This is a genomic window from Collinsella sp. LCP19S3_D3, from assembly GCF_052121455.1.
Lineage (GTDB): Bacteria > Actinomycetota > Coriobacteriia > Coriobacteriales > Coriobacteriaceae > Collinsella.
The window spans coordinates 120,108-140,791 of record NZ_JBQKEF010000003.1 but is presented as its reverse complement, the minus strand read 5'-3'; the positions used below and the strand labels follow the sequence as shown (position 1 = coordinate 140,791).

Annotated in this window: 19 protein-coding genes and 5 tRNA genes; 2 read left to right on the top strand and 22 right to left on the bottom strand. The window is 59.1% G+C overall.

The window, feature by feature from the left end:
• Positions 1 to 24 precede the first annotated feature (24 nt).
• From ACTQXM_RS02330 to ACTQXM_RS02275, 12 genes are all read right to left on the bottom strand, one after another.
• Complete coding sequence (locus ACTQXM_RS02330; RefSeq protein ID WP_441048852.1) at positions 25 to 1,560, bottom strand: 2-isopropylmalate synthase; 1,536 nt, start codon at positions 1,558 to 1,560, stop codon at positions 25 to 27.
• A 426-nt stretch (positions 1,561 to 1,986) separates the two neighbouring features.
• Positions 1,987 to 2,694, bottom strand: a complete 708-nt coding sequence (gene rplA / locus ACTQXM_RS02325) for a 50S ribosomal protein L1 (RefSeq protein WP_154514750.1) — start codon at positions 2,692 to 2,694, stop codon at positions 1,987 to 1,989.
• Between the two features lie 116 nt (positions 2,695 to 2,810).
• Positions 2,811 to 3,239, bottom strand: coding sequence for a 50S ribosomal protein L11 (gene rplK, locus ACTQXM_RS02320; protein WP_022093893.1), 429 nt, complete (start codon positions 3,237 to 3,239; stop codon positions 2,811 to 2,813).
• Positions 3,240 to 3,359: 120 nt separating this feature from the next.
• Complete coding sequence (nusG, locus tag ACTQXM_RS02315) at positions 3,360 to 3,896, bottom strand: transcription termination/antitermination protein NusG (RefSeq protein ID WP_427718370.1); 537 nt, start codon at positions 3,894 to 3,896, stop codon at positions 3,360 to 3,362.
• A 3-nt stretch (positions 3,897 to 3,899) separates the two neighbouring features.
• Positions 3,900 to 4,238 carry a preprotein translocase subunit SecE gene (secE, locus tag ACTQXM_RS02310; protein WP_154514754.1) on the bottom strand — a complete coding sequence of 113 codons (339 nt, stop codon included), beginning with the start codon at positions 4,236 to 4,238 and terminating at the stop codon, positions 3,900 to 3,902.
• Positions 4,239 to 4,314: 76 nt separating this feature from the next.
• Positions 4,315 to 4,390, bottom strand: a tRNA-Trp gene (locus tag ACTQXM_RS02305).
• Positions 4,391 to 4,403: 13 nt separating this feature from the next.
• Positions 4,404 to 4,553 (bottom strand): 50S ribosomal protein L33, encoded by a 150-nt coding sequence (gene rpmG, locus ACTQXM_RS02300; RefSeq protein ID WP_102372646.1) that lies wholly within the window; start codon positions 4,551 to 4,553, stop codon positions 4,404 to 4,406.
• Between the two features lie 278 nt (positions 4,554 to 4,831).
• Entirely contained in the window at positions 4,832 to 6,022 is a 1,191-nt protein-coding gene (tuf, locus tag ACTQXM_RS02295; RefSeq protein WP_154514756.1) for an elongation factor Tu, read from the bottom strand.
• Positions 6,023 to 6,118: 96 nt separating this feature from the next.
• Positions 6,119 to 6,195, bottom strand: a tRNA-Met gene (locus ACTQXM_RS02290).
• Between the two features lie 3 nt (positions 6,196 to 6,198).
• A tRNA-Thr gene (locus tag ACTQXM_RS02285) sits at positions 6,199 to 6,274 on the bottom strand.
• A gap of 10 nt (positions 6,275 to 6,284) precedes the next feature.
• Positions 6,285 to 6,366: transfer RNA gene (locus tag ACTQXM_RS02280), tRNA-Tyr, on the bottom strand.
• Positions 6,367 to 7,003: 637 nt separating this feature from the next.
• Positions 7,004 to 7,663: a hypothetical protein gene (locus ACTQXM_RS02275; RefSeq protein WP_441547595.1), complete on the bottom strand. Its 660-nt coding sequence runs from the start codon at positions 7,661 to 7,663 to the stop codon at positions 7,004 to 7,006.
• Positions 7,664 to 8,216: 553 nt separating this feature from the next.
• On the opposite strand from ACTQXM_RS02275, the gene ACTQXM_RS02270 reads away from it, so the two are divergent.
• Complete coding sequence (locus tag ACTQXM_RS02270; protein ID WP_441547594.1) at positions 8,217 to 8,606, top strand: hypothetical protein; 390 nt, start codon at positions 8,217 to 8,219, stop codon at positions 8,604 to 8,606.
• Positions 8,607 to 8,660: 54 nt separating this feature from the next.
• On the opposite strand, the gene ACTQXM_RS02265 is transcribed toward ACTQXM_RS02270, so the two are convergent.
• The 7 genes from ACTQXM_RS02265 to disA all read right to left on the bottom strand — a co-directional run bounded on the left by ACTQXM_RS02265 (position 8,661) and on the right by disA (position 14,446).
• A tRNA-Thr gene (locus tag ACTQXM_RS02265) sits at positions 8,661 to 8,735 on the bottom strand.
• A gap of 225 nt (positions 8,736 to 8,960) precedes the next feature.
• Positions 8,961 to 9,638: an NYN domain-containing protein gene (locus ACTQXM_RS02260; protein WP_154514764.1), complete on the bottom strand. Its 678-nt coding sequence runs from the start codon at positions 9,636 to 9,638 to the stop codon at positions 8,961 to 8,963.
• 3 nt (positions 9,639 to 9,641) lie between these two features.
• Entirely contained in the window at positions 9,642 to 10,556 is a 915-nt protein-coding gene (rlmB, locus tag ACTQXM_RS02255) for a 23S rRNA (guanosine(2251)-2'-O)-methyltransferase RlmB (protein WP_441536860.1), read from the bottom strand.
• A 167-nt stretch (positions 10,557 to 10,723) separates the two neighbouring features.
• Positions 10,724 to 12,190: a cysteine--tRNA ligase gene (cysS, locus tag ACTQXM_RS02250; protein WP_441038940.1), complete on the bottom strand. Its 1,467-nt coding sequence runs from the start codon at positions 12,188 to 12,190 to the stop codon at positions 10,724 to 10,726.
• Positions 12,191 to 12,193: 3 nt separating this feature from the next.
• A complete protein-coding gene (gene ispF, locus ACTQXM_RS02245) occupies positions 12,194 to 12,688 on the bottom strand; it encodes a 2-C-methyl-D-erythritol 2,4-cyclodiphosphate synthase (RefSeq protein WP_117734297.1) in 495 nt (164 codons plus the stop codon).
• Entirely contained in the window at positions 12,678 to 13,406 is a 729-nt protein-coding gene (gene ispD, locus ACTQXM_RS02240) for a 2-C-methyl-D-erythritol 4-phosphate cytidylyltransferase (protein ID WP_427727027.1), read from the bottom strand. The genes ispF and ispD overlap by 11 nt, the downstream gene beginning before the upstream one ends.
• Positions 13,406 to 14,446, bottom strand: coding sequence for a DNA integrity scanning diadenylate cyclase DisA (gene disA / locus ACTQXM_RS02235; protein WP_370450554.1), 1,041 nt, complete (start codon positions 14,444 to 14,446; stop codon positions 13,406 to 13,408). Before disA ends, ispD begins: the two co-directional genes overlap by 1 nt.
• Before the next feature lie 248 nt (positions 14,447 to 14,694).
• Here disA and ACTQXM_RS02230 point away from each other — a divergent pair, with 248 nt between their 5' ends.
• On the top strand, positions 14,695 to 15,279 hold the full coding sequence (locus ACTQXM_RS02230) for a manganese efflux pump MntP family protein (RefSeq protein ID WP_427793585.1): 585 nt from the start codon (positions 14,695 to 14,697) through the stop codon (positions 15,277 to 15,279).
• 80 nt (positions 15,280 to 15,359) lie between these two features.
• On the opposite strand, the gene ACTQXM_RS02225 is transcribed toward ACTQXM_RS02230, so the two are convergent.
• The 3 genes from ACTQXM_RS02225 to ACTQXM_RS02215 all read right to left on the bottom strand — a co-directional run bounded on the left by ACTQXM_RS02225 (position 15,360) and on the right by ACTQXM_RS02215 (position 20,562).
• The gene (locus ACTQXM_RS02225) at positions 15,360 to 16,817 is read right to left on the bottom strand and encodes an aminoacyl-histidine dipeptidase (RefSeq protein ID WP_441536861.1); all 1,458 of its coding nucleotides are present in this window, start codon (positions 16,815 to 16,817) and stop codon (positions 15,360 to 15,362) included.
• A gap of 324 nt (positions 16,818 to 17,141) precedes the next feature.
• Positions 17,142 to 19,784, bottom strand: coding sequence for an ATP-dependent Clp protease ATP-binding subunit (locus ACTQXM_RS02220; RefSeq protein WP_441536862.1), 2,643 nt, complete (start codon positions 19,782 to 19,784; stop codon positions 17,142 to 17,144).
• A gap of 166 nt (positions 19,785 to 19,950) precedes the next feature.
• Positions 19,951 to 20,562 carry a DUF2798 domain-containing protein gene (locus tag ACTQXM_RS02215; protein ID WP_441536863.1) on the bottom strand — a complete coding sequence of 204 codons (612 nt, stop codon included), beginning with the start codon at positions 20,560 to 20,562 and terminating at the stop codon, positions 19,951 to 19,953.
• Positions 20,563 to 20,684 lie beyond the last annotated feature (122 nt).

Sequence of the window (20,684 nt, the reverse complement as noted above, 5' to 3'; positions counted from 1 at the left end):
CGGGCTTTGCCCTGCCGAATATCGTTACTTGCCCGCCTTGGAACGGTTGGTCTGAATCATGCGGTTAATAGCGTTGATGTAAGCCTTGGCCGAGCTCACGATAATGTCGGTATCCGCGCCGCGGCCGGTGTAGATCTTTCCATCCTCGGCGGTGATGCGCACCGTCACCTCACCGATAGCGTCGATGCCACGCGTGATGGCCTTAACATTGAACTCCGTCAGCTCGCCATGGGCAGAGATGGCCTTGTCGACCGCCTTGTAGGCCGCATCAACCGGACCAGTACCCGTCGAGCAAACCACCCGTGTCGCGCCGTCCTCGTCCGTGATGGTTGCCGTGGCCGTAGGAATAAGCGGGTCGCCGCAGGAAACTTGAAGCGCGTCGAGGGTGTAGATCGCCTTGACCTCGCGCTGGCGCTCCTGAATCATCGACTCCAGGTCCTCGTCAAAGACCTCTTTCTTTTGATCTGCAATCTCCAAGAAGCGCTGATAGATCGACTCGAATTCCTCATCGCCAAACGTATAACCCAGCTCGGCGAGACGATGGCGCAGCGCCGCATGGCCCGAACGTGCCGAAAGGATAATCTCGGATCCCGCTGCACCCACGTCCTTGGGATCGATAATCTCGTAGGTGTCACGCGCCTTGAGCACGCCATCCTGGTGAATGCCCGAGCTGTGTGCAAACGCATTAGCGCCCACAATGGACTTGTTGGGCTGCACATTAATGCCAGTGATTGAGCTGACGAGCTTGGATGCGCGCGTGAGCTCGGTCGTTACGATATCGGTATGTGCATCCAGATCCTGCTCGTGCATCCTCATGGCCATGACGACCTCCTCGAGCGCCGTGTTGCCCGCTCGCTCGCCCAAGCCGTTGATGGTGCACTCGATCTGCGTCGCGCCATTGCGGACCGCCTCGAGTGCAAGGGCTGTGGCCATGCCCAGATCGTTATGCGTGTGGACCGAAATCGTAACGTCCTCGATGCCGGCCACGCGCTCGCGCAGATCGCGAATACGGGCGCCAAACTCCCAAGGCATGTTATAGCCCGTGGTGTCCGGAATATTCACGACCGTAGCGCCGGCCTTGATCGCTGCCTCGATAATGCGGACCAGGAACTCCTGATCGGAGCGGCCCGCATCCTCGGCATAAAACTCGACATCGTCGACAAACTTACGAGCGTGCTTTACGGCGTGAATAGCGCGCTCGATAGCCTCATCCTCGGTCATATGGAGCTTGTCACGCAGATGGCTGGGACTCACACCCAGACCGGTGTGGATACGGGGCCTCTGAGCCGTCTTAAGGGCTTCTGCGGCCACTTCGATATCCTTATCGACCGCACGGGTGAGACCGCATACCGTGCACCGGTCACCCGCGATCTTGCCAATCTCCTGTACGGAACGATAATCACCGGGGCTCGAAATAGGAAATCCAGCCTCGATCACGTCGACATTCATACGTACCAGCTGGCGTGCAATAACGAGCTTTTCCTCGGTATTCATGCTGGCGCCGGGAGACTGCTCCCCGTCACGAAGCGTTGTGTCAAAGATTGCGATTTTGCGGCTCATGATTTCCTCCTGACAGGCTAAAGATACAGATGGCTTTCAGGAGAGATGGAGTGCCTCAAGATAGAATAATACCCGTGTCGCTCATCACGCCCAAAAGCGGCGGAAGATAGCGCACCCGGGTACAACTAATCGTTATAGCGAAATTACAACCCTAGCGCGCTATCTAATCTAGTAGCGCTAGGCCTAGGAGCTGCTGTTTGTTATAGAACATGTCTGGCTCCTTTCAGCCTCGGGTATTCACTACACTAGGCTAAAGTGTAACACAGGCAAAACGACGCGCAACGGGGATTTTGAACCAAAACCACCACAAAGGCGCCTATCTCCTTCGTGTTGGTTTTGGCCTGAAATAGCAAGGAACCCGGTCCTGCACGAGACAGAACCGGGTTCCTTTAGCAATGCTTGCTTTGCTCAGGCAGTAACTAGAAGTTACTCAGCCAGGAAGTCACGCTGGACAGCGGGATCGACCTTGACGCCAGGGCCCATGGTGGAAGACACAGAGATGGACTTGACGTACTTGCCCTTAGCAGAAGAGGGCTTGACGCGCAGGATCTCGGTGTACAGGGCAGCGTAGTTCTCAACGAGCTGCTGCTCAGAGAAGGACTTCTTGCCCAGGGGCACGTGGCAGATGCCATAACGGTCGGCGCGATACTCAACGCGGCCGGCCTTGAGCTCGGAGACCATCTTGGCGACGTCCATGGTCACGGTGCCGAGCTTGGGGTTCGGCATGAGGCCACGGGGACCAAGGATCTTACCGATGCGGCCAACCTTGGCCATCATGTTCGGCGTAGCGATAGCGGCGTCGAAGTTGATCTCGCCCTTCTGGATCTGGGCGACGAGCTCGTCGGAACCGATGATGTCGGCGCCGGCAGCCTCGGCCTCACGGGCCTTCTCGCCCTCGGCGAAGACGGCAACACGAACGGTCTTGCCGGTGCCGTGGGGCAGGGAGATGGAACCACGGATGTTCTGGTCAGCCTTACGAGTATCGATGCCCAGACGGAAGTGGGCCTCGACGGTCTCGTCGAACTTGGCGGTGTCGAGCTCCTTGATGAGCTTGGCAGCCTGAAGGGGGGTGTAGAGCGTGGCGCGGTCGACCTTCTCGGCAGCGGCGTTATAGCTCTTACCATGCTTAGCCATGTGCATTACCTCCTGTGGTTAAACGGGCGTGAGCCCTCCCACATCGTATCGTGTGCCCTATTGCACACATTTAACGGGCGCCCCGGTCGGAGCACCCGTCGTTACCTAGAAAAACGCTACTCAGCGATGGTGACGCCCATGGAACGGGCGGTACCGGCGATGATCTTCTTGGCGGCGTCAATGTCGTTGGCATTGAGGTCCGGCATCTTGATCTCGGCGATTTTGGTGAGCTGCTCCTGAGAGAGCTGGCCAACCTTGTCGGCCTGGGGCTTAGCGGAACCAGACTTGAGGTTCAGCTCCTTCTTGATGAGGTGAGCCGCCGGCGGAGTCTTGGTGATGAAGGAGAAGGACTTATCCTCGTAGACAGAGATCTCAACGGGGATAATGTCGCCCTTCTTGTCCTGCGTCTCGGCGTTAAAGGCCTGGCAGAACTGCATGATGTTCACGCCAGCAGCGCCCAGGGCGGGGCCGACGGGAGGAGCGGGGTTAGCGGCACCAGCAGGAATCTGGAGCTTAATGACGTTGGCAACCTTCTTCTCAGCCATGGTCATTCCTTTCGAATCACGAGTGTGAAGTACTTGCTATATCGTAAGCACGCACGTGTTAGAAGCACTCCTGAGATGAGCAGTCACAGAAGAAGCACGCTCGCGCGAACGGACGAAAACTTAAGCGATGACAGCGACCTGGTTAAAGTCAAGCTCGACCGGCGTCTCGCGGCCAAAGATCATCAGCGTGACCTTGAGCTTGCCTGCCTCGGCGTTAACCTCGGAGACCTTGCCATCAAAGTCGGTAAGCGGGCCATCGGTGACGCGGACGGACGTACCAACCTCAATATCAACCGACGTACGCTTGGGCGAATCGCCCTTACCGGGACGACGAGTCATCTTATTGTACTCGTCGCGGGAAAGCGGAGCGGGCTTGCCGTTGCCGCCCAGGAAACCGGTGACGCCGGGCGTGTTGCGAACACACGTCCATGCATCGTCATCCATCTCCATGCGAACCAGGACATAACCCGGGAAGATCTTAGAATCCTTGGTCTCGCGCTTGCCACCCTCTTTGATCTCGGTGACGCGCTCCATAGGAATCTCAATATCAAAGATACGATCCTGCATGCCCATGGTCTCGATGCGATGCTCGAGATCGGACTTAACGCGGTTCTCGTATCCAGAGTAAGTGTGGACGACGTACCAACGCTTAGACATGGTTTAGCCCCTCAATCCAGAGAACAGAGCAAGAGCCTCGCCAAAGCCAGCATCGAGCAGAGCGATGACGACGCCGACGACGATCAGAGAAGCGCAAACGACGACCGAGTAGTTCACGAGCTCCTTCTTATCGGGCCACGTGACACGCTTCATCTCGGACTTCACCGAAGCAAAATACTTCTTGGTGCGGGCGAAGAAACCGGGCTTCTCGTTCTTCTTGGACTTCGCAGCCTTCTCGCTCTTCTTGGCAACGGCCTTCTTGGCCTCAACCTTGGAGTTGGCGGCAGCTTTGTTGGCAGGCGCCTGCTGCTGTGCCTTCTTCTTGTTCTTCTTGTTGGCCATTTGGGTTACCTCCGCGCAATGCGCTTATACATGAGTAAACCGTAAGCCCCCAAATGGGAGCTTACGGAATAATGACTGGCACGCCAGGAAGGACTCGAACCCTCAACACTCGGTTTTGGAGACCGATGCTCTACCAATTGAACTACTGGCGTATGTGACTAGAGACTAGCGAGTCTCTTTGTGCAGCGTATGGTGACGGCACCAGGGGCAATACTTCTTGATCTCCATACGATCAGGCATGTTCGCCTTGTTCTTAGTGGTCGTATAGTTGCGGCGCTTGCACTCAGTGCACGCAAGAGTAACTAGAGTACGCATGTATCCTGAACCTTTCATATCCGCCCCGTACGGGCACGAGTTGGTACTTTATCAGCTCTACGTAAGTGCTGTCAACGAAAACCTCGAATCAATTGGTTCTCGGTAGATCCATTCATATTTGGAACACATCAATGGAGCCAACGAGATCTAATCGATTCCTCACGTTCAACTTAAGAGCGAGCTAAGCGTAATCATCAGGCAAAAAGACCCACGTAGAAAAGAACCCGGCACCCATATAAGTGCCGGGTTCTCTAAGTCAGCTGTATCAGAGAGCTAATTTACTCAATGATCGTGGAGACGATGCCCGAACCGACGGTGTGGCCACCCTCGCGGATAGCGAAGCGCAGGCCCTCCTCCATAGCGATCGGGTGAATGAGGTCGCCCTCGATGGTGATGTGGTCACCAGGCATAGCCATCTCGGTGCCCTCGGGGAGCTTGACCGTACCGGTAACGTCGGTGGTACGGAAGTAGAACTGAGGACGATAACCATCGAAGAACGGGGTGTGACGGCCGCCCTCCTCCTTGGTCAGAACGTAGATCTCACCGGTGAACTTGGTGTGCGGGGTAACCGAACCGGGCTTGCAGAGAACCTGGCCGCGCTCGATGTCCTCGCGCTTGATGCCGCGGAGCAGCAGACCGACGTTGTCGCCAGCCTCGCAGAAGTCCATGGACTTACGGAACATCTCGATACCGGTAACGACGGTGTTCTGGGTATCCTTGATGCCGACGATTTCGACGGGCTCGTTGAGCTTGAGCTCACCGCGCTCGACACGGCCGGTAGCAACGGTACCACGGCCGGAGATGGTCATAACGTCCTCAACGGCCATCAGGAACGGGAGGTCGTTGTCACGAGCAGGCGTCGGGATGTACTCGTCGACGGCAGACATGAGCTCGCGAATGGCGTCCATCCACTTGGCGTCGCCCTCGAGAGCGCCCAGAGCGGAACCACGGATGACGGGGATGTCGTCGCCGGGGAATTCGTACTCGGAAAGGAGCTCACGGGTCTCCATCTCGACGAGGTCGATGAGCTCGTCATCGTCGACCATGTCGCACTTGTTCAGGAAGACGACGATGTAGGGAACGCCGACCTGACGGGCGAGCAGGATGTGCTCGCGGGTCTGAGCCATGGGGCCGTCGGTAGCGGCGATGACCAGGATAGCGCCGTCCATCTGAGCAGCACCGGAGATCATGTTCTTGACGTAGTCAGCGTGGCCCGGGCAGTCAACGTGAGCGTAGTGACGGGCAGCAGTCTCGTACTCGACGTGGGAGACGGAGATCGTAATGCCGCGCTCGCGCTCCTCGGGAGCCTTGTCGATGTTCTCGAACGCAGTGAAGTCAGCCTTGCAGCCCTCGGTCTCGGAGAGAACCTTGGTGATGGCAGCGGTCAGCGTGGTCTTGCCGTGGTCGACGTGACCGATGGTGCCGATGTTAACATGCGGCTTAGTGCGCTCAAACTTCTCTTTGGCCATAAAGCCCTCCTCTAAACAGGTCGTCCCCGGACGGGACTATGCCTTTATACCATAGTGGCCTCTCAACATACTATTGAGAAGCCACCGTGTTACCTATGGTAGCGGTGACTGGATTCGAACCAGTGACGCCACGGGTATGAACCGTGTGCTCTAACCAACTGAGCTACACCGCCGGATGGAGCCTGCAACCAGACTTGAACTGGTGACCTCTTCGTTACCAACGAAGTGCTCTACCGACTGAGCTATACAGGCACTTGACGGGTGGGAGCTATAGGATTCGAACCTATGTAGGCAGAGCCAACGGGTTTACAGCCCGTCCCCATTAACCACTCGGGCAAACTCCCAATCGTTCAAGTATCCGCAGGTTCTTTGGTCTTTTGGGCCTCCGCCCCCGCGAACGAAAAAGATAATACGATGCAACCTTGGGGGCTGTCAACGAAAACCTCTAAATACACTGTGCCGGGCGTATCTATATACCTTTGACCTGCGGTTTTGCTGAATTTAGATATGAAGGACGGCGGATTTGGCCGCGCTGGCGACATTTCCCGAGGGAACACTTTGGTGTGGTGGAGTACCCTTGCGGTATCGACTTTCGATAACGATCCTCGTGCGTCCGAATATCCTCGCTCAACCAGGATGACTGGGACCGGTCCGGCCTTTGTCTCGATCTGTAACATTTAGAGAACATTTTCTCCCCTATTTGTTACAGATCGAGATGTTTCCCTGGCGGTCTCCCGTTTATCTAAATCTGTAACAGCAAGAACGGTTTTCCTTCCCTAGTTGTTACAGATCGAGATGTTTAGCAGAGACCCTAGCTTACGTCTCATTCTGTAACAGTTAGAACGGTTTTCCTTCCCTAGTTGTTACAGATTGAGACACTTCTCAGCTCGCCCCCAGATTGTCTAAATCTGTAACAGCTGGGGGCTGAATGCTCGTCCTCATGTTACAGATCTAGATTGTCGACTAGCCCCAACCAAGCCCTTAAGCCAGTACCTCAGATCCGTTGTAGAGCCTGCTGCCTTCAAACGATCGCAGCAGGAGTTCGCGACGTTCATCGAGGTCCTTTAGCTCGCAGGGGAACACGAACAGCATCACGTTTTGATGATACTTGTAATCGGCATAGACATCCGGATCGCCCAAGCGCGTGGGCGTGGAAACGATATCCTCCGACATGCGCTCGCTTGAGCCCACATAAATTCCCAGATAGTCACTGTAGTTCTTATCGTGATCGCCCTTTTGATACTTTGCGATAATGTAGCAGCCAGGCATATCAAAGCCGTTAAACGCGGCATCGGCAGCCTTTTCCTGCTGGCAGACAAACTTGTGCAGGGGCATCGCCGTCGACGCACTTTCGAAAATCGACTGCCTTGCAGCGTTGATCTTCTTGCGAGCCTCGGCAGCTTCTCTAGAGTCCTGGAACGCTTTCACAGCACCGCCCAGCGCGCCAACTGCCGCACCAACGCCATCGGCCGCTACACCGAACCCCTTGCCAATGCCATCGGCAACGACACGTGCGCCGTTAGCAGCGCCATCAGTCGCACCCTTTACAGCACCACCGACGGCATCAACATCGACACCGAGTTGCTTTGCACCCTCAATGACACCAGCTGCCGCGGCCAGAACCTCTGCCGCAAGATCCATCGCATTTATTACGGTTTCCAGTTTTACAGACATCCTAGAATTCCTTTCGATATCTCGCATAACCAAAACAGCTCATGACTCATAAATAGCGTCAGGCGATTGCGCAGCCTCCCGCGGCCATGCGAAATACATGCGGTACCCAAGCCAGCAGTTTAAATCGGGCTACGCAATGAGTCTCAACGGGTTGCCTATTAATCGGTGAGCGCAACGAGCGCTTCGAGGAACGCCAATACTCGCACTCGCCCCCATTATTCGAAGCCAGATGATGTGTTCCACCGATAGCCCGTCACGGGCGTAGACGGTGCTCACGCCATTGTCGAGCGCCATCACGACAGGTGCCAGGCCATTCGGCTGATGCCTCACCCGACGCAAGGCCGTGTAACACGGTATCAGCCACGGGTTGTTGCTCAACAAATACGCTGCTGGCTGTGGCATACTTTAATTTACTAATGTATCGAGAAAGAGAGTGTCATGGTCCCTTCGGGTAACGGCTGCAGCCAGATCATCATCATTGCTTTGGGCATTTGCCTTGGCCTGACTATGTTTGCGGTCTGTGGCTAAACGATTCAGATCTGCGCTTATTTCCAGCGCAAATCTTCTGCCGCTGCTTGCCGGCATCGTGTATCTCGTTAACAGATACATTGCGAGCTTCGACTTTTTCCTCCCCTACGACTTCGCCCATTATCAGCTCGGAGATCTGTGCGGAGGAATCATTTTTCCCGCCTACGTAAACGTCCTCTGCGAAGTGGTGAGTGGGAAAACGCCGATATGCAACTTTGCAAGTAGCTTGGCATTATCGGTGGGATGCTCAATCTGCTGGGAAGTACTTGCGCCCATGGTGCTCGAGTTTAGTACCCCAGATCCGCTTGATGCCTGCATGTACGTTATCGGCGGCATCTTGTACCTGAAAGCTTTTAAACTGACGGCGGACAGTCGAATCTAGCTGCCCACAAGAAACGGGCCCTGTCCCACTAGGGAACAGAGCCCGAAACTCTCATGGAGCCAGTGACAGGAATCGAACCCGCAACCCACTGATTACAAATCAGTTGCGCTACCGTTGCGCCACACTGGCACACTTGGCGCTTTCGCGCGAAGCCAATTAAGAATAAAGGAATTGCGGACGGGGCGCAACAGGCCCTTTGACCGACCACATCTCAAAACTATTCGTCAGAACGAATAGTTTTATCTGTTCGCCAGAACCAAAAACTATTCGTTTTGGCGATGCCAAGCCGCAACCCATTGATTACAAACCAGTTGGTTGATCTATCGAGAAAGCAGCTCCCCATAGAAGGTTTACCTACCTCCCGCGCAGGGCCTTGAGCTTGGCCAGTGCCTCGGGGCTCAGGCGACTGCCCAGAGTCATCTTGATCTGCGGAGCCTCCTCGGCCTCGCGGACGTCGTTATCGATCTGTTTGATCTCGTCCACCAGCATACGGCTCGAGATGCGCGTAACGCCCTTGCCCATGACGACGGCCTGGATTGTGCCGTCACTCGATACAACGGAGCACGCGCGGCCTTCCTCGCGCGCCTCAATGCAGAGCTTTTGTACCACGGTATCGGCCGATACACCCGTCGGCGAAAACTCGATGCGCACGCCGCGAGCCGGCAGGTTGGGACGCTCGCTAGAGATATTGCCTGCACCGTCAAACACAATTACGGCCTCGTAGCGGCCCTGGGCAAAGGCGGCGACGTCGTTGATAAGGGCGGTGCGCGCCATATCGTGAACGTCGCTGGAATACGGATCGTCGGAATGGTCGTACACGAGCTTTTCGTAGCGCGGCGTGCAGTGGATCACATTGTAGCCGTCGACCACCAGCAGCTCGGGCTTATTGGAGTGCACCGTGGAGACCGGGTCGGCGATAGCCTGCGCAAACGCATTGCCGCCCACGCCGTAGGTCGCGGCCGAGACAATCGGCTTGGCCGAGCCTTCGCCAAAGCGCTTGGCCTTAGACTTGGCGCGGTTCTTCTTGGACATGCGCTACTCCTCCCCCATGAGCTCGCCGGCGTTGCGACGTAGCCACTCAAAGCACAGTGCCGTCGTTGCCTGGGTAACGTTGAGGCTCTCGGTCATGCCACGCTGAGGAAGCTTGGTCAAAAAGTCGCATTTCTCGAGCACCAGGCGCGAGATGCCGTCGCCCTCGGAGCCCATGACAAGCGCCACGCGGCCCTCGAAGGGAGCATCCCAGCAACTGCCCTCGGCGTGCTCGGAGGCGCCGCCCACCCAAAAGCCAGCGGCCTTAAGATCGTCGAGTGCACGAGCGATATTGGGGACCTGCGCGATAGGCAGATGCATGACGGCGCCGGCGGAGGTCTTGTAGCTACCAACGGTCACGCCGGCAGCGCGCTTGTTGGCAATAATGACGCCCGCCGCGCCTACAACCTCGGCGGAGCGCACGATGGCGCCAAAGTTACCGTCGTCGGTCACGTGGTCGAGCACCACGACAAGTGCCGGACCCTCGCCTGCACGGTCGAGGATATCGGCGACATCCGCATAAGGGAAGTTACCCACCTCGAGCGCAATACCCTGGTGAGCGCCGTGGCTCGACAGCGCATCGAGCTGCGCGCGCGGCACGCACTTAATGCGGACACCCGCGGCGTTGAGGTCATCGACCAGACGAGACAGGGCGGCATCGCGCTCCCCGCCCTCGGCAATGAGTGCGCACTTGATGGGAAAACCGGTGCGTAGTGCCTCGGCGGCAGCACGACGGCCTTCGATAAACTCGCCCTTGGAAGCCTGGACAGCGTCGCGGTTGCGATCGCGCTGCGGACGCGCAGCTTGGGTGCGATCGCGCTGGCCCTTGGAAGCGGCAGCGCGGTCATTTCGGCGAATCGGACGCGAGCCAGAAGCGGCCTGCTTGCCGCCACGAGGCGCACGCTTGCGATTGTCGGCCATAGGACGGCCTCCTAAATACAACTATCAAACGAAACAAATAGACCGACCGCCCGAGGTGCGGCAGATTGCCTTGAAAGAAGAGGGCACCGACCTTGAGGTCATGCCCGACGATTGAAAGGCAAGGTGCCGTGGCTCGGGCGGTCGGGTGCTTGGGAAACCCGCGGGGGTTAGAGGGATTTGATACGGGTGCCGGCGGCGGTATCTTCAATCGTCAGGCCCAGGTCCTTGAGTTGATCGCGGATGGCGTCTGCCAAGTCCCAGTTCTTGGCGGCACGGGCCTCGGCGCGAGCCTCGAGAATCTTGGCAGCGGCCTCGTCCACGTCGTCACCAGTGTAGGCGACCAAGCCGGCGGCAACGCCCAAAAGGCCCAGCGGCAGCTCGACCTTGGGCTCGGGAAGCTCAACGCCAAACGTATCGAGCAGCTCGACCAGCGTATCGGCGGCAGCAAGAGCCGCGGCCTTGTCGGCAGCGTCGCCCGCCTGCTCCAGATACTGATTGCACTCGGTGACAAAACCAAAGACGGCGCCCATGGCACCGGCGGTGTTAAAGTCGTCGTCCATGCACTCCTTAAAGGTGGCACGGGTCTCGGCAGCCTTGGCGGCAAACGCCTCAGATGCTGCCTCATCGGCATCGGCCGTCGCATGGTTCGCGGCCCAGCGCAGGTTCTCGACCGTACCGGCGATACGCGTGAGCGAATTCTCGGCACCCTCCAGGCGCTCCCAGGAGAAGTCGAGCGGCGAGCGATAGCTCGTCTGCAGCATCAGCAGGCGCAGGGCGGCAGCGGAGTGCTGCTCGAGCACCTCGGCCAGCGTAAAGAAGTTACCAAGCGACTTGGACATCTTCTCGCCGTCGACCAGCAGCATGCCCGTGTGCATCCAGGTGTTGGAGAAGCCCTGGTGCCAGGCGCAGGCAGCCTGGGCGCACTCGTTCTCGTGATGCGGGAAGGCAAGGTCGGAGCCACCGCCGTGAATGTCGATCGGGGTACCCAGGTAGCGGTGCACCATGGCGGCGCACTCGGTGTGCCAACCGGGACGGCCCTCGCCCCAGGGGCTCGGCCAGCTGGGCTCGCCGGGCTTGGCGGCCTTCCACAGCGCAAAGTCGAGCGGGTCGTTCTTGTCCTCGTTCTCCTCGATGCGCGCACCCACCATAAGGTCGTCGATGTTGCGGCCCGAGACCTGACCGTAGTTGGGATCGCTGCGCACGGAAAAGTACACGTCGCCGTTATCGGCGGCGTAAGCGTGGCCCTGCTCGATGAGCGCCTTGATCATGGCAATCATGGGGCCGATCTCCTTGGTGGCGCGGGGGCGCACATCGGGATCGAGCACGTTGGCAGCGCGCATGACGCCAATAAACTTATCCGAGAACTCCGTCGCGACCTCGGCGGCCGTACGGCCCTGCTCGTTAGCGCGCTTGATGATCTTGTCGTCGACATCGGTAAGGTTCTGGGCGAACGTGACCTCGTAGCCGCTCGCGATGAGCCAGCGTCGAATCACATCGAAGCTGATGAACGTGCGGGCGTTGCCGATGTGGATGTTGTCGTAAACCGTGGGTCCGCACACGTACATACGGACCTTGCCGGGCTCGATGGGCTGGAACTCTTCCTTTTTATGGGTAGCGCTGTTGTAGATACGCATTCGTTACTCCTTAACGGTTTTCTGTAGCAGGCAGACGGCCCAGGCGCCAATTCCCTCGCCTTGACCTTCCCAACCGAGCTTTTCGGTCGTGGTGGCGGCGACGCCCACGTTTTCGACGTCAACGCCCAGGGCATGGGCCAAGTTGGCACGCATGGCATCGCGGTGCGGGGTAATCTTAGGCTGCTGGCAGGTAATGGTGCAGTCGGCATCGACAAACTCAAAGCCCAGCTCGCGCGCATAGTCCATTACGCGGGCAAGCAACACCATCGAGTCGGCACCCTCGTAGGCGGGGTCGGTGTCGGGGAACAGCTTGCCAATGTCTCCCCCGCGGCAGGCGCCCAGAATAGCGTCGGCCAGCGCGTGCGCGAGCACATCGGCATCCGAGTGGCCCAGCAGGCCGCGCTCGTAGGGAATGTCGACCCCGCCGATGATACATCGACGCCCCTCCACCAAACGGTGGACGTCGTAGCCGTGGCCAATGCGCAGGTTACTGAACATGGGGAAGGTCCTCTCTCTCGGCCATCCGCCCGAGCAAAATCGCGGTTACGGGACGCAAGTCCTCGGGCACCGTCACCTTAAGGTTGTCGCGCGGGCTCTGGACGCAGCGGACGCGCCCACCCATGCGCTCGACCAGTGACGAATCGTCCGTACCGATAAAGCCCTCGGCAATCGCCGCGGCATGGGCGCGTTTCATGGCGTCGACACTAAAGATCTGCGGCGTCTGCGCGGCCCAATAGAGTTCGCGTGGCGGCGTCTCGACGATGTTGTCCCCATCGACGATCTTGAGCGTGTCGATCGCGGGCTGGCCACACACGACACCGTCGAGCGAGCGGTCACTCACGAGCACGTCGATAGCGTGATCGATGGCCTCGGTAGTAATGAGCGGACGAGCGCCGTCGTGAATGGCGACGTATTCAAAGCCTGCCGGCACCGCATGCACGCCGGCACGAGTGGAGTCCTGGCGGGTATCGCCGGCATCGGCGAAGCTGATGGGCGTGTTATACGAAAACGGGCTGATGGCCAGGCGGCGCATCTCGGCACGACGCTCGGCAGGGCAAACCACGACGATGTGGCCGACCTTATCGCTACGGTCAAACGCGCGGATGGACCAGCTCATAAGCGGACGGCCCGCTACATTGACGAGCTGCTTGCCACCGGGATTACCAAAGCGCTGGCCGCTGCCACCGGCAACGACCACGGCGCATACGGGCGCCATTATGCGTTCCCCTGTTTGGTGCCCTTCATGCGGTACAGGGAGTCCGCAAGAATGGCAGGGTTGTTAACGCCAAAGTCGCCCAGGCGCTCCGGATCCTTGCTGATGTCGTCCATGAGCTCCTGCAGCGAGCCATACTCGTCGACGATCTTCTCGGCCACGCCGTCGCGCACGACGGACACGCGCGAAAGCGTGCGCAGGCCCAGCGGCGTCATGACGGAGTCCTCGTCCAAGTCGTCGTAGCCCAGAACCGCCGCCACATGCTGCGGGTCGGACAAGTCCTTGGGCGTCATGCGGCTAAGCTCGGCACGGATCTTCTCGGCGTTTGCCTCGGAGGAATCGCTTGCGTAGTCGCGAATCATCAAGTCGTACTCGGTATCCATGCTGGAGCCGGCGAGCTGCTCGAGCTGCATCTGCACGAGCTTGCCCTGGTTGCCCAGCTTGACAATGCAATCCTTAAGCTCGGTCTTTGCCTGCTGCATGATCTCGAAACTCGAGAAAATGCCGGTGATGTCGGCGAGCGTGACGTAGTCGTCCAGCTCGAGGGCCGTCAGACGCAGCAGGGAGCGGTCGAGCGACTGACGGGTGGTCTGAAGCGTAGCGACGAGCTGGTTGACCGAGCTCATGATGGTGGTGACGGGCTGAATCTCATAGCTCTTGCCGTGCACATACACGTTGACGACGGCACGACGGGCCGAGACCGAGATCACGATGGCGTCGGTGAGCACCGACATGCGAGCGGCAGTACGGTGACGCATGCCCGTCTCGCTCGTGGCGAGCGAGGGGTCGGGATTGAGGTGGAAATTGGCGCGCAGGATCTGGGTAAGGTCGCCGTCGATGACGATGGCGCCGTCCATCTTGGAAAGCTCGAACAGGCGGTTAGAGGTAAACGAAATGTTGAGCGGGAAGCCGTCGTTACCGGCAGCGAGCACGTTTTCGGTGTCGCCGACGCAGATAAGCGCGCCCAGGTGACCGGCGATGATCATGTCAAGGGCGGTGCGGATCGGCTGACCAGGTGCCGTCAGGCGGATGGCCTGTTCCATACGCTTTTGCAGCTCGTTCTTATCCAAGGCATCGCTCCCATCGTATACGCTCCATAAACGTCAATAAGTTTCTCACGGTTTGCCCCTGTGACGCCCGCAAATTCCGATGCTTACAGAATGAGCGAACACCGCTTAGGTAGCTCATTTGGGACGGGGCTCTTTTGGCTGCTCATGTGGTAGCATCGGGTCTCATATAAATGAGGGAGTGGTCGTGTAATCGGGTTCGCCCGCAGAGAGGGGGCCAGACTATGGGACTCGCAGAGCTCGTGTTGCTCGCCGTTGGCCTTTCGATGGACGCCTTTGCCGTTTCCATCTGCAAGGGTCTCGGCATGAAAAAGATCAACCTTAAAGTCGCCGTTGTGCTCGGCCTGTTCTTTGGCGGCTTTCAGGCCGGCATGCCCGTAATCGGTTGGGCACTCGGCAGCCAGTTCATGGGCATCATCGGTCCCATCGACCATTGGATCGCCTTTATCCTTTTGGCCTTTATCGGCGGCAAGATGCTGTGGGAAACCTTTACCGAAGACGAGGATGAGGACGAAGGCGACGGCAAGGATGCCGAAAAGATCGACCTGGGCGAGTACCTAATCCTTGCCATCGCCACCTCGATTGACGCGCTCGCCGTGGGCATCTCGTTTGCCGCGCTCTCGGTCGATATCGTGCCCTCTGTATCACTTATCGGCGTCACAACGTTTATCTTCTCCGTCGCCGGCGTAGCGATCGGCCACACCTTTGGCGCGCGCTACGAAAAACCCGCCACCATCGTGGGTGGCGTCGTACTCGTCCTCATCGGGCTTAAGATCCTACTTGAGCACCTTGGGATCCTCGCACTGTAACGAATAACGGCCGCCCGGCATTACGCCAGGCGGCCGTTTTCATAGCCAGCCGTTTTAGAGCTGCTTAACCAAGGCGACCTTTACGCGGCAAGGCGCTTGAGGACGTCGATGAGCAGCTCGTAGAAGCGCTCGGCAGAAGCGAGCTCCATGCTCTCGTCCGGGGTGTGGACATCGGAGAGCGTCGGGCCCACGGCGATGGCGTCCAGGCCGTGCAGGGCCTCGGCAAACAGGCCGCACTCAAGGCCGGCGTGGATGGACTCGATGCGCAGCTCGGAGCCAAAGAGCTCGCGATAGCTCTCGACAAAGACGTCGCGGACCGGCGAATGCTCGGCATAGCTCCAGCCGGGATACTCGAACTCAAACTTGGCGTCGAAGCCCAGGACATCGGCCAGCGTCTGCAGGCGGTCCTTGAACTCGTTCTGCAGCGAGGTGATCGAGGAACGCGGGGACAGCATGATCTTGACCTCGTCGTCAGAAGTGGCAACCACACCGATGTTGGAGGAAACCTCGACGGAGCCGTCGGTAGCAACGTTGCGGCGGATCACGCCATTGGGGGCAAGACGCAGGGCGCGGATGAGGGCAAGCGCGGACTTCTCGTCCATGGCCTCGACCTCGGCGTCGTCGGCAATCTCGACAGTGCAGGTAAAGCCGGGGTCGAAGACCTCGAGCTCGGCAGTGACGTCGGCGATAATGCCCTTTGCGATCTGGGCCGCGGCCTCGGCGGCAGCGTGGTCGGCGTAGACCAGAACAGCCTTGCACTCACGGTTAATGGCGTTGTCCTTGGTGCCGCCGTTAAAGCTAACGATGGCGGGCTCGCCGGCAACCATCAGGCGGTCGATGATGCGGGCCATGATGAGGTTGCCGTTGCCGCGCTCCAGGTGGATATCGCTGCCGGAGTGACCGCCCAGCAGGCCGGAGATGTCGAGCGTGAGGGTACTACCGGTCTTGTGCTCGCGCGCGATCGGGCAGGTGTAGGTAACGACGACGCCTCCGGCGCAGCTGACGGTGGCAACGCCCTCTTCCTCGGAGTCAAGGTTGATCATGGTGCGGGCGCTAATCTGGGACTTGTCGAGCGTCTCGGCGCCGACCAGGCCAGTCTCCTCATCGGTGGTGAATACGCACTCGAGGGCGGGGTGAACAATCGAATCGTCATCGAGAACAGTGAGCATCAGAGCAACGGCGATACCGTTGTCGGCGCCCAGCGTGGTGCCGTTAGCGGTGAGAACGCCGTCCTTGACGAGCAGGTCGATACCATCGGTCGTAAAGTCGTGCTCAACGGAGCCCAATTTGTCGCACACCATATCGATGTGGCCCTGCAGCATCACGGTCGGGGCATTCTCGGCACCGGCAGATGCGGGCTTGCGAATGATGACGTTGTAGACCTCGTCCTGGTACACATCGAGGCCGCGCTCCTTGGCAAACGCAACCAGGAAATCGCTGATGCCCTTCTCGTTGCCAGACCCACGGGGGATCGCGCTGACCTCCTCAAAGAAATGGAACAGCTGGGCGGGCTCATAGCCGGTGATCTTGTAGTCCATGGTGCCTCCTTGGCGCAACTGGTTAGACAATAAGACATGTGCCTTGTATATTCCCAGACTTCGTTTGCATAAACCAGTCGAAAACGCCGAGCGCTCTCGCATCATCGGCTAACGGCGGAGAAACGCCACTTTATTAAGATAAAGCAGGTAGACGGACCGCGCCGAAGGGATGTTGGGCCCTTCAACCAACCTCAACGCCTGACCAACGCTTATGCATACACCGTTGGTATGTTTAATGAGATTTACTTTGAACGAGGGGCCTTTCCAACAGAAAAAAGGGCGCTCCTTTGGAACGCCCTCGTGGACACAAGGTTTTGTTACGCCCTACAGCGCGCCGGAACCGGCTTGCATCATGCCGCCGGGGCCCGAGCTTACGCCACTGCTCACAGGCGCGGCGTTTCCGGTGTGCGGCGCTTCCGGAGCGGTATCGCCCCCAAGCGCACCTGCCGGACGCGGCGCTGGGATCTCGCCCGTACCGTGGCTAAAGACGAACCTGCCGTCGGCCACGTCGCACATGACGGTATCGCCGCTGCCCCACTCGCCGGCCAGCAGCTCCTCGGACAGCGGATCCTCGATGAGCTTTTGGATGGCGCGGCGCAGCGGACGTGCGCCGTTGGTGAGGTCGGTACCCTCGGCTACGATCTTGTCGTAGGCCGCATCGGTGAGTTTGATGTTCATGCCGTTGGCAATCAGGCGCTGGCGCAGGTCGTCCACCAGCAGGTGAGCGATCTTGGTCAAGTTCTCGCCCGAAAGCTTCTGAAACACCACGATATCATCGATACGGTTTAGCAGCTCGGGGCGGAACAGGCGCTTGAGTTCGCCCATCGCACGGCCCTTAATCTCGCTCGAGGTAAGACCCTGCTCACCGGTGGTGCCAAAGCCAACGCTCGCATCCTGCGCAATCTCGCGGGCGCCCACGTTGGACGTCATGATGATCACGGTGTTGCGGAAATCGACCGTCTTGCCCTGGCTATCGGTCAGGCGACCCTCCTCAAGCACCTGCAGCAAGATGTTGAAGATATCGGGGTGCGCCTTCTCGATCTCGTCGAACAGCACGACCGAGTACGGGTGACGGCGAACGGCCTTGGTGAGCTGACCGCCCTCGTCGTGGCCCACGTAGCCCGGGGGGCTACCGATAAGCTTGGAGACCTCGAACTCGCTGCCAAACTCCGACATGTCGAAGCTGATGAGCGCGTCCTTGCTGCCAAAGAGGTACTCGGCGAGCGTCTTGGCGAGCTCGGTCTTGCCTGTGCCGGTAGGACCCAAGAAGATAAAGCTGCCGCCGGGACGACGCGGGTCCTTGAGCGGCGAGCGGCTGCGGCGCACTGCCTTGGCCACGGCCTCGACAGCTTCATCCTGGCCGATAATGCGGGTCTTGAGCACGCTTTCGGTCTGCAACAGACGACGGCTTTCGCTCTCGGTGAGCGAAGACACCGGCACGCCCGAGGTCACGGACACGATGTCGGCAACCTGGGCGACATCGATGGTGAGCGGGCTGGCGTCGAGCTCGGCCGTCCAAGCTGCCTTGGCCTCGGCGAGCTCAATCTCGGCAGCCTTCTGCTGCTCGGTAATCTCGGCGGCCTTGTTCATGTCGTCGCCCTCGGTGGCCTCCTGCGCGGCAGCCTTGAGCTCCTCCACGCGATGCTCGGCCTCGCGCACCGGCTCAGGCGCACGGTTGGCGGCAATGCGGGCGCGGGCGCCGGCCTCGTCGATGAGGTCGATGGCCTTATCGGGCAGGAAGCGATCCTGGATGTAGCGGTTGGAGAGGTTCGCGGCGGCCTCGATGGCACCCTGCGTATAGCGCACGTGGTGGTGCTCCTCGTAGCGTGGCTTGAGCGCGGTCAGGATCTTGACCGTGTCCTCGACGCTTGGCTCCTCAACATCGATGGTCTGGAAGCGGCGCTCGAAGGCCGGGTCCTTGGTGAGGTACTTGCGGAACTCCTCGGCCGTGGTGGCACCGATGATCTGGAAAGCGCCGCGCGCGAGCACGGGCTTGAGCATGGAGCTTGCATCGATGGATCCCTCGGCAGAACCGGCACCGATGATGGTGTGCATCTCGTCGATAAACAGGATGACGTCGTCGGCTTCGGTTGCCTCCTGGATTACGTTCTTGAGACGCTCCTCAAACTCACCGCGATACTTGGCGCCCGCGACAAGACCCGGCAGGTCGAGCGTCCAGATGTTCTGGTTCATAAGGTTCTCGGGCACGTTGCCGGCAGCGATCTGCTGCGCCAGGCCCTCGACGATGGCCGTCTTGCCCACGCCGGGGTCACCCAAGATAAGCGGGTTGTTCTTGGTGCGGCGCGAAAGGATCTCCATCATGCGCTGGACTTCCTTTTCGCGACCGATCACCGGGTCGAGCTCGCCGTCGCGCGCCTTCTGCGTAAGGTTGGTGGCGAACTGCTTGAGCGTGTCGGTGCCGCTCCCCTTTTGCTGCGAGGCGTCCGAGCCGCTAAAGAACGGCAGGCCTGTACCGGGACGCCCGGCACCGGCACCGGCGAGCGGGCGCTTCTTGTCTTGATCCTTGGCGGTAAGCTTCTCGATGGCTTTTTTAATGGAAGCGGACGAAACACCCAGGCGCATGAGAATGTCCATGGCCATGCCGTTGCCCTCTTCGACGATACCGATGAGCAGGTGCTCGGTCGACACATAGGTCTGGTTGTTCTCGCGCGCCACGCGGAAGGAACGCTCCATCACGCTGATGACGAGCGGCGTAAAGGCGAGCTTAGCTGCCTCGGTCTCCTCGCTGGGCTCGGGAACGGTGGTCTGGACCTCCTTGAGCGTGTCCATGATGTCATCGTAGGAGATATCGAGTGAGCGCAGTGCCTCGGCGGCAATGCCCTCGTCCTCCTTGGCGAGCGCGAGCAGCAGATGCTCGGTACCCACCTTATTTGAGTGAAGATCGAGCGCCTCCTGCTTGGCCATGGACATGACCTTGCGCGCGCGATCGGTAAAACGGTCCAACATGCTAGTTCCTCTTAGACGAGCTAGTTTTTCAAACGCAAAGCGCCACTCGTGGCGGCGCTTTGGTCTCTTTACCCATATGGAGTATATGTTAACCGCTGTGGCCTTTTCCGCGTGCAGCCATACGACAACGTCTACAAAAAAGGAATCGCCGGGTGCGGCGGGCGCTCTAGGTTAGAGGCTCTTGCCTAGAGGCGGGCTCGGCGTCCATGCTCTCGGCATCGTCATCGTCGACATCGGCAACGGAAGCGCCCGGCATGCGCACGAGCTCCATATGCTGCTCTTCAAAGACGGTTCCCATGGGGAAGGCATGGCGGAAGATAAAGCGAGCAACCGGACCAGCCACCAGCAGGTTCCAGGGCAGGGCCATGATAAAGTTGCGCGGAATGTTGACGAGCCACATCATCGGCAGCACCTGCAGATTGGCAAGCGGGCCGCCGGACATATGGAGCAGGCCTTCGCACGCGCCGTAGAGCGACATGATGATGACCATGGGAACGACCATGCAGGAGCTGACGGCGAGCGTCATGGCAAGCGGTGAGCTCTTACCCGGCGTGACCAGGAATTTAAAGGCGAAACCCTTGGCAAGGGGGCTGGCAACAAACCAGTCGCAGCACATGGCAAAAATGTAGGCAACGGGGAAGCCGAGCCACGCGGCGGCAATGACCTCGCCGTTGATGGCCCCGTGCTGCAGGGCAACGTTGTAGATGCTCATCCAGAGCACCATGCAAAAGCACATGATACAGGTGAACAGCAGGCTCTCTCGTTTGTTGATAGGCATAAAGGGCATGGTCCTTTCTGTGTTGCGCCGCGGCGCCGCCAACAAAAACGGGCGGGCGAGATGGAGTTACTGGGACTTCATCTCGCCCGCCCGTGGTACGTGCGTCTGCGACTACTTATGTG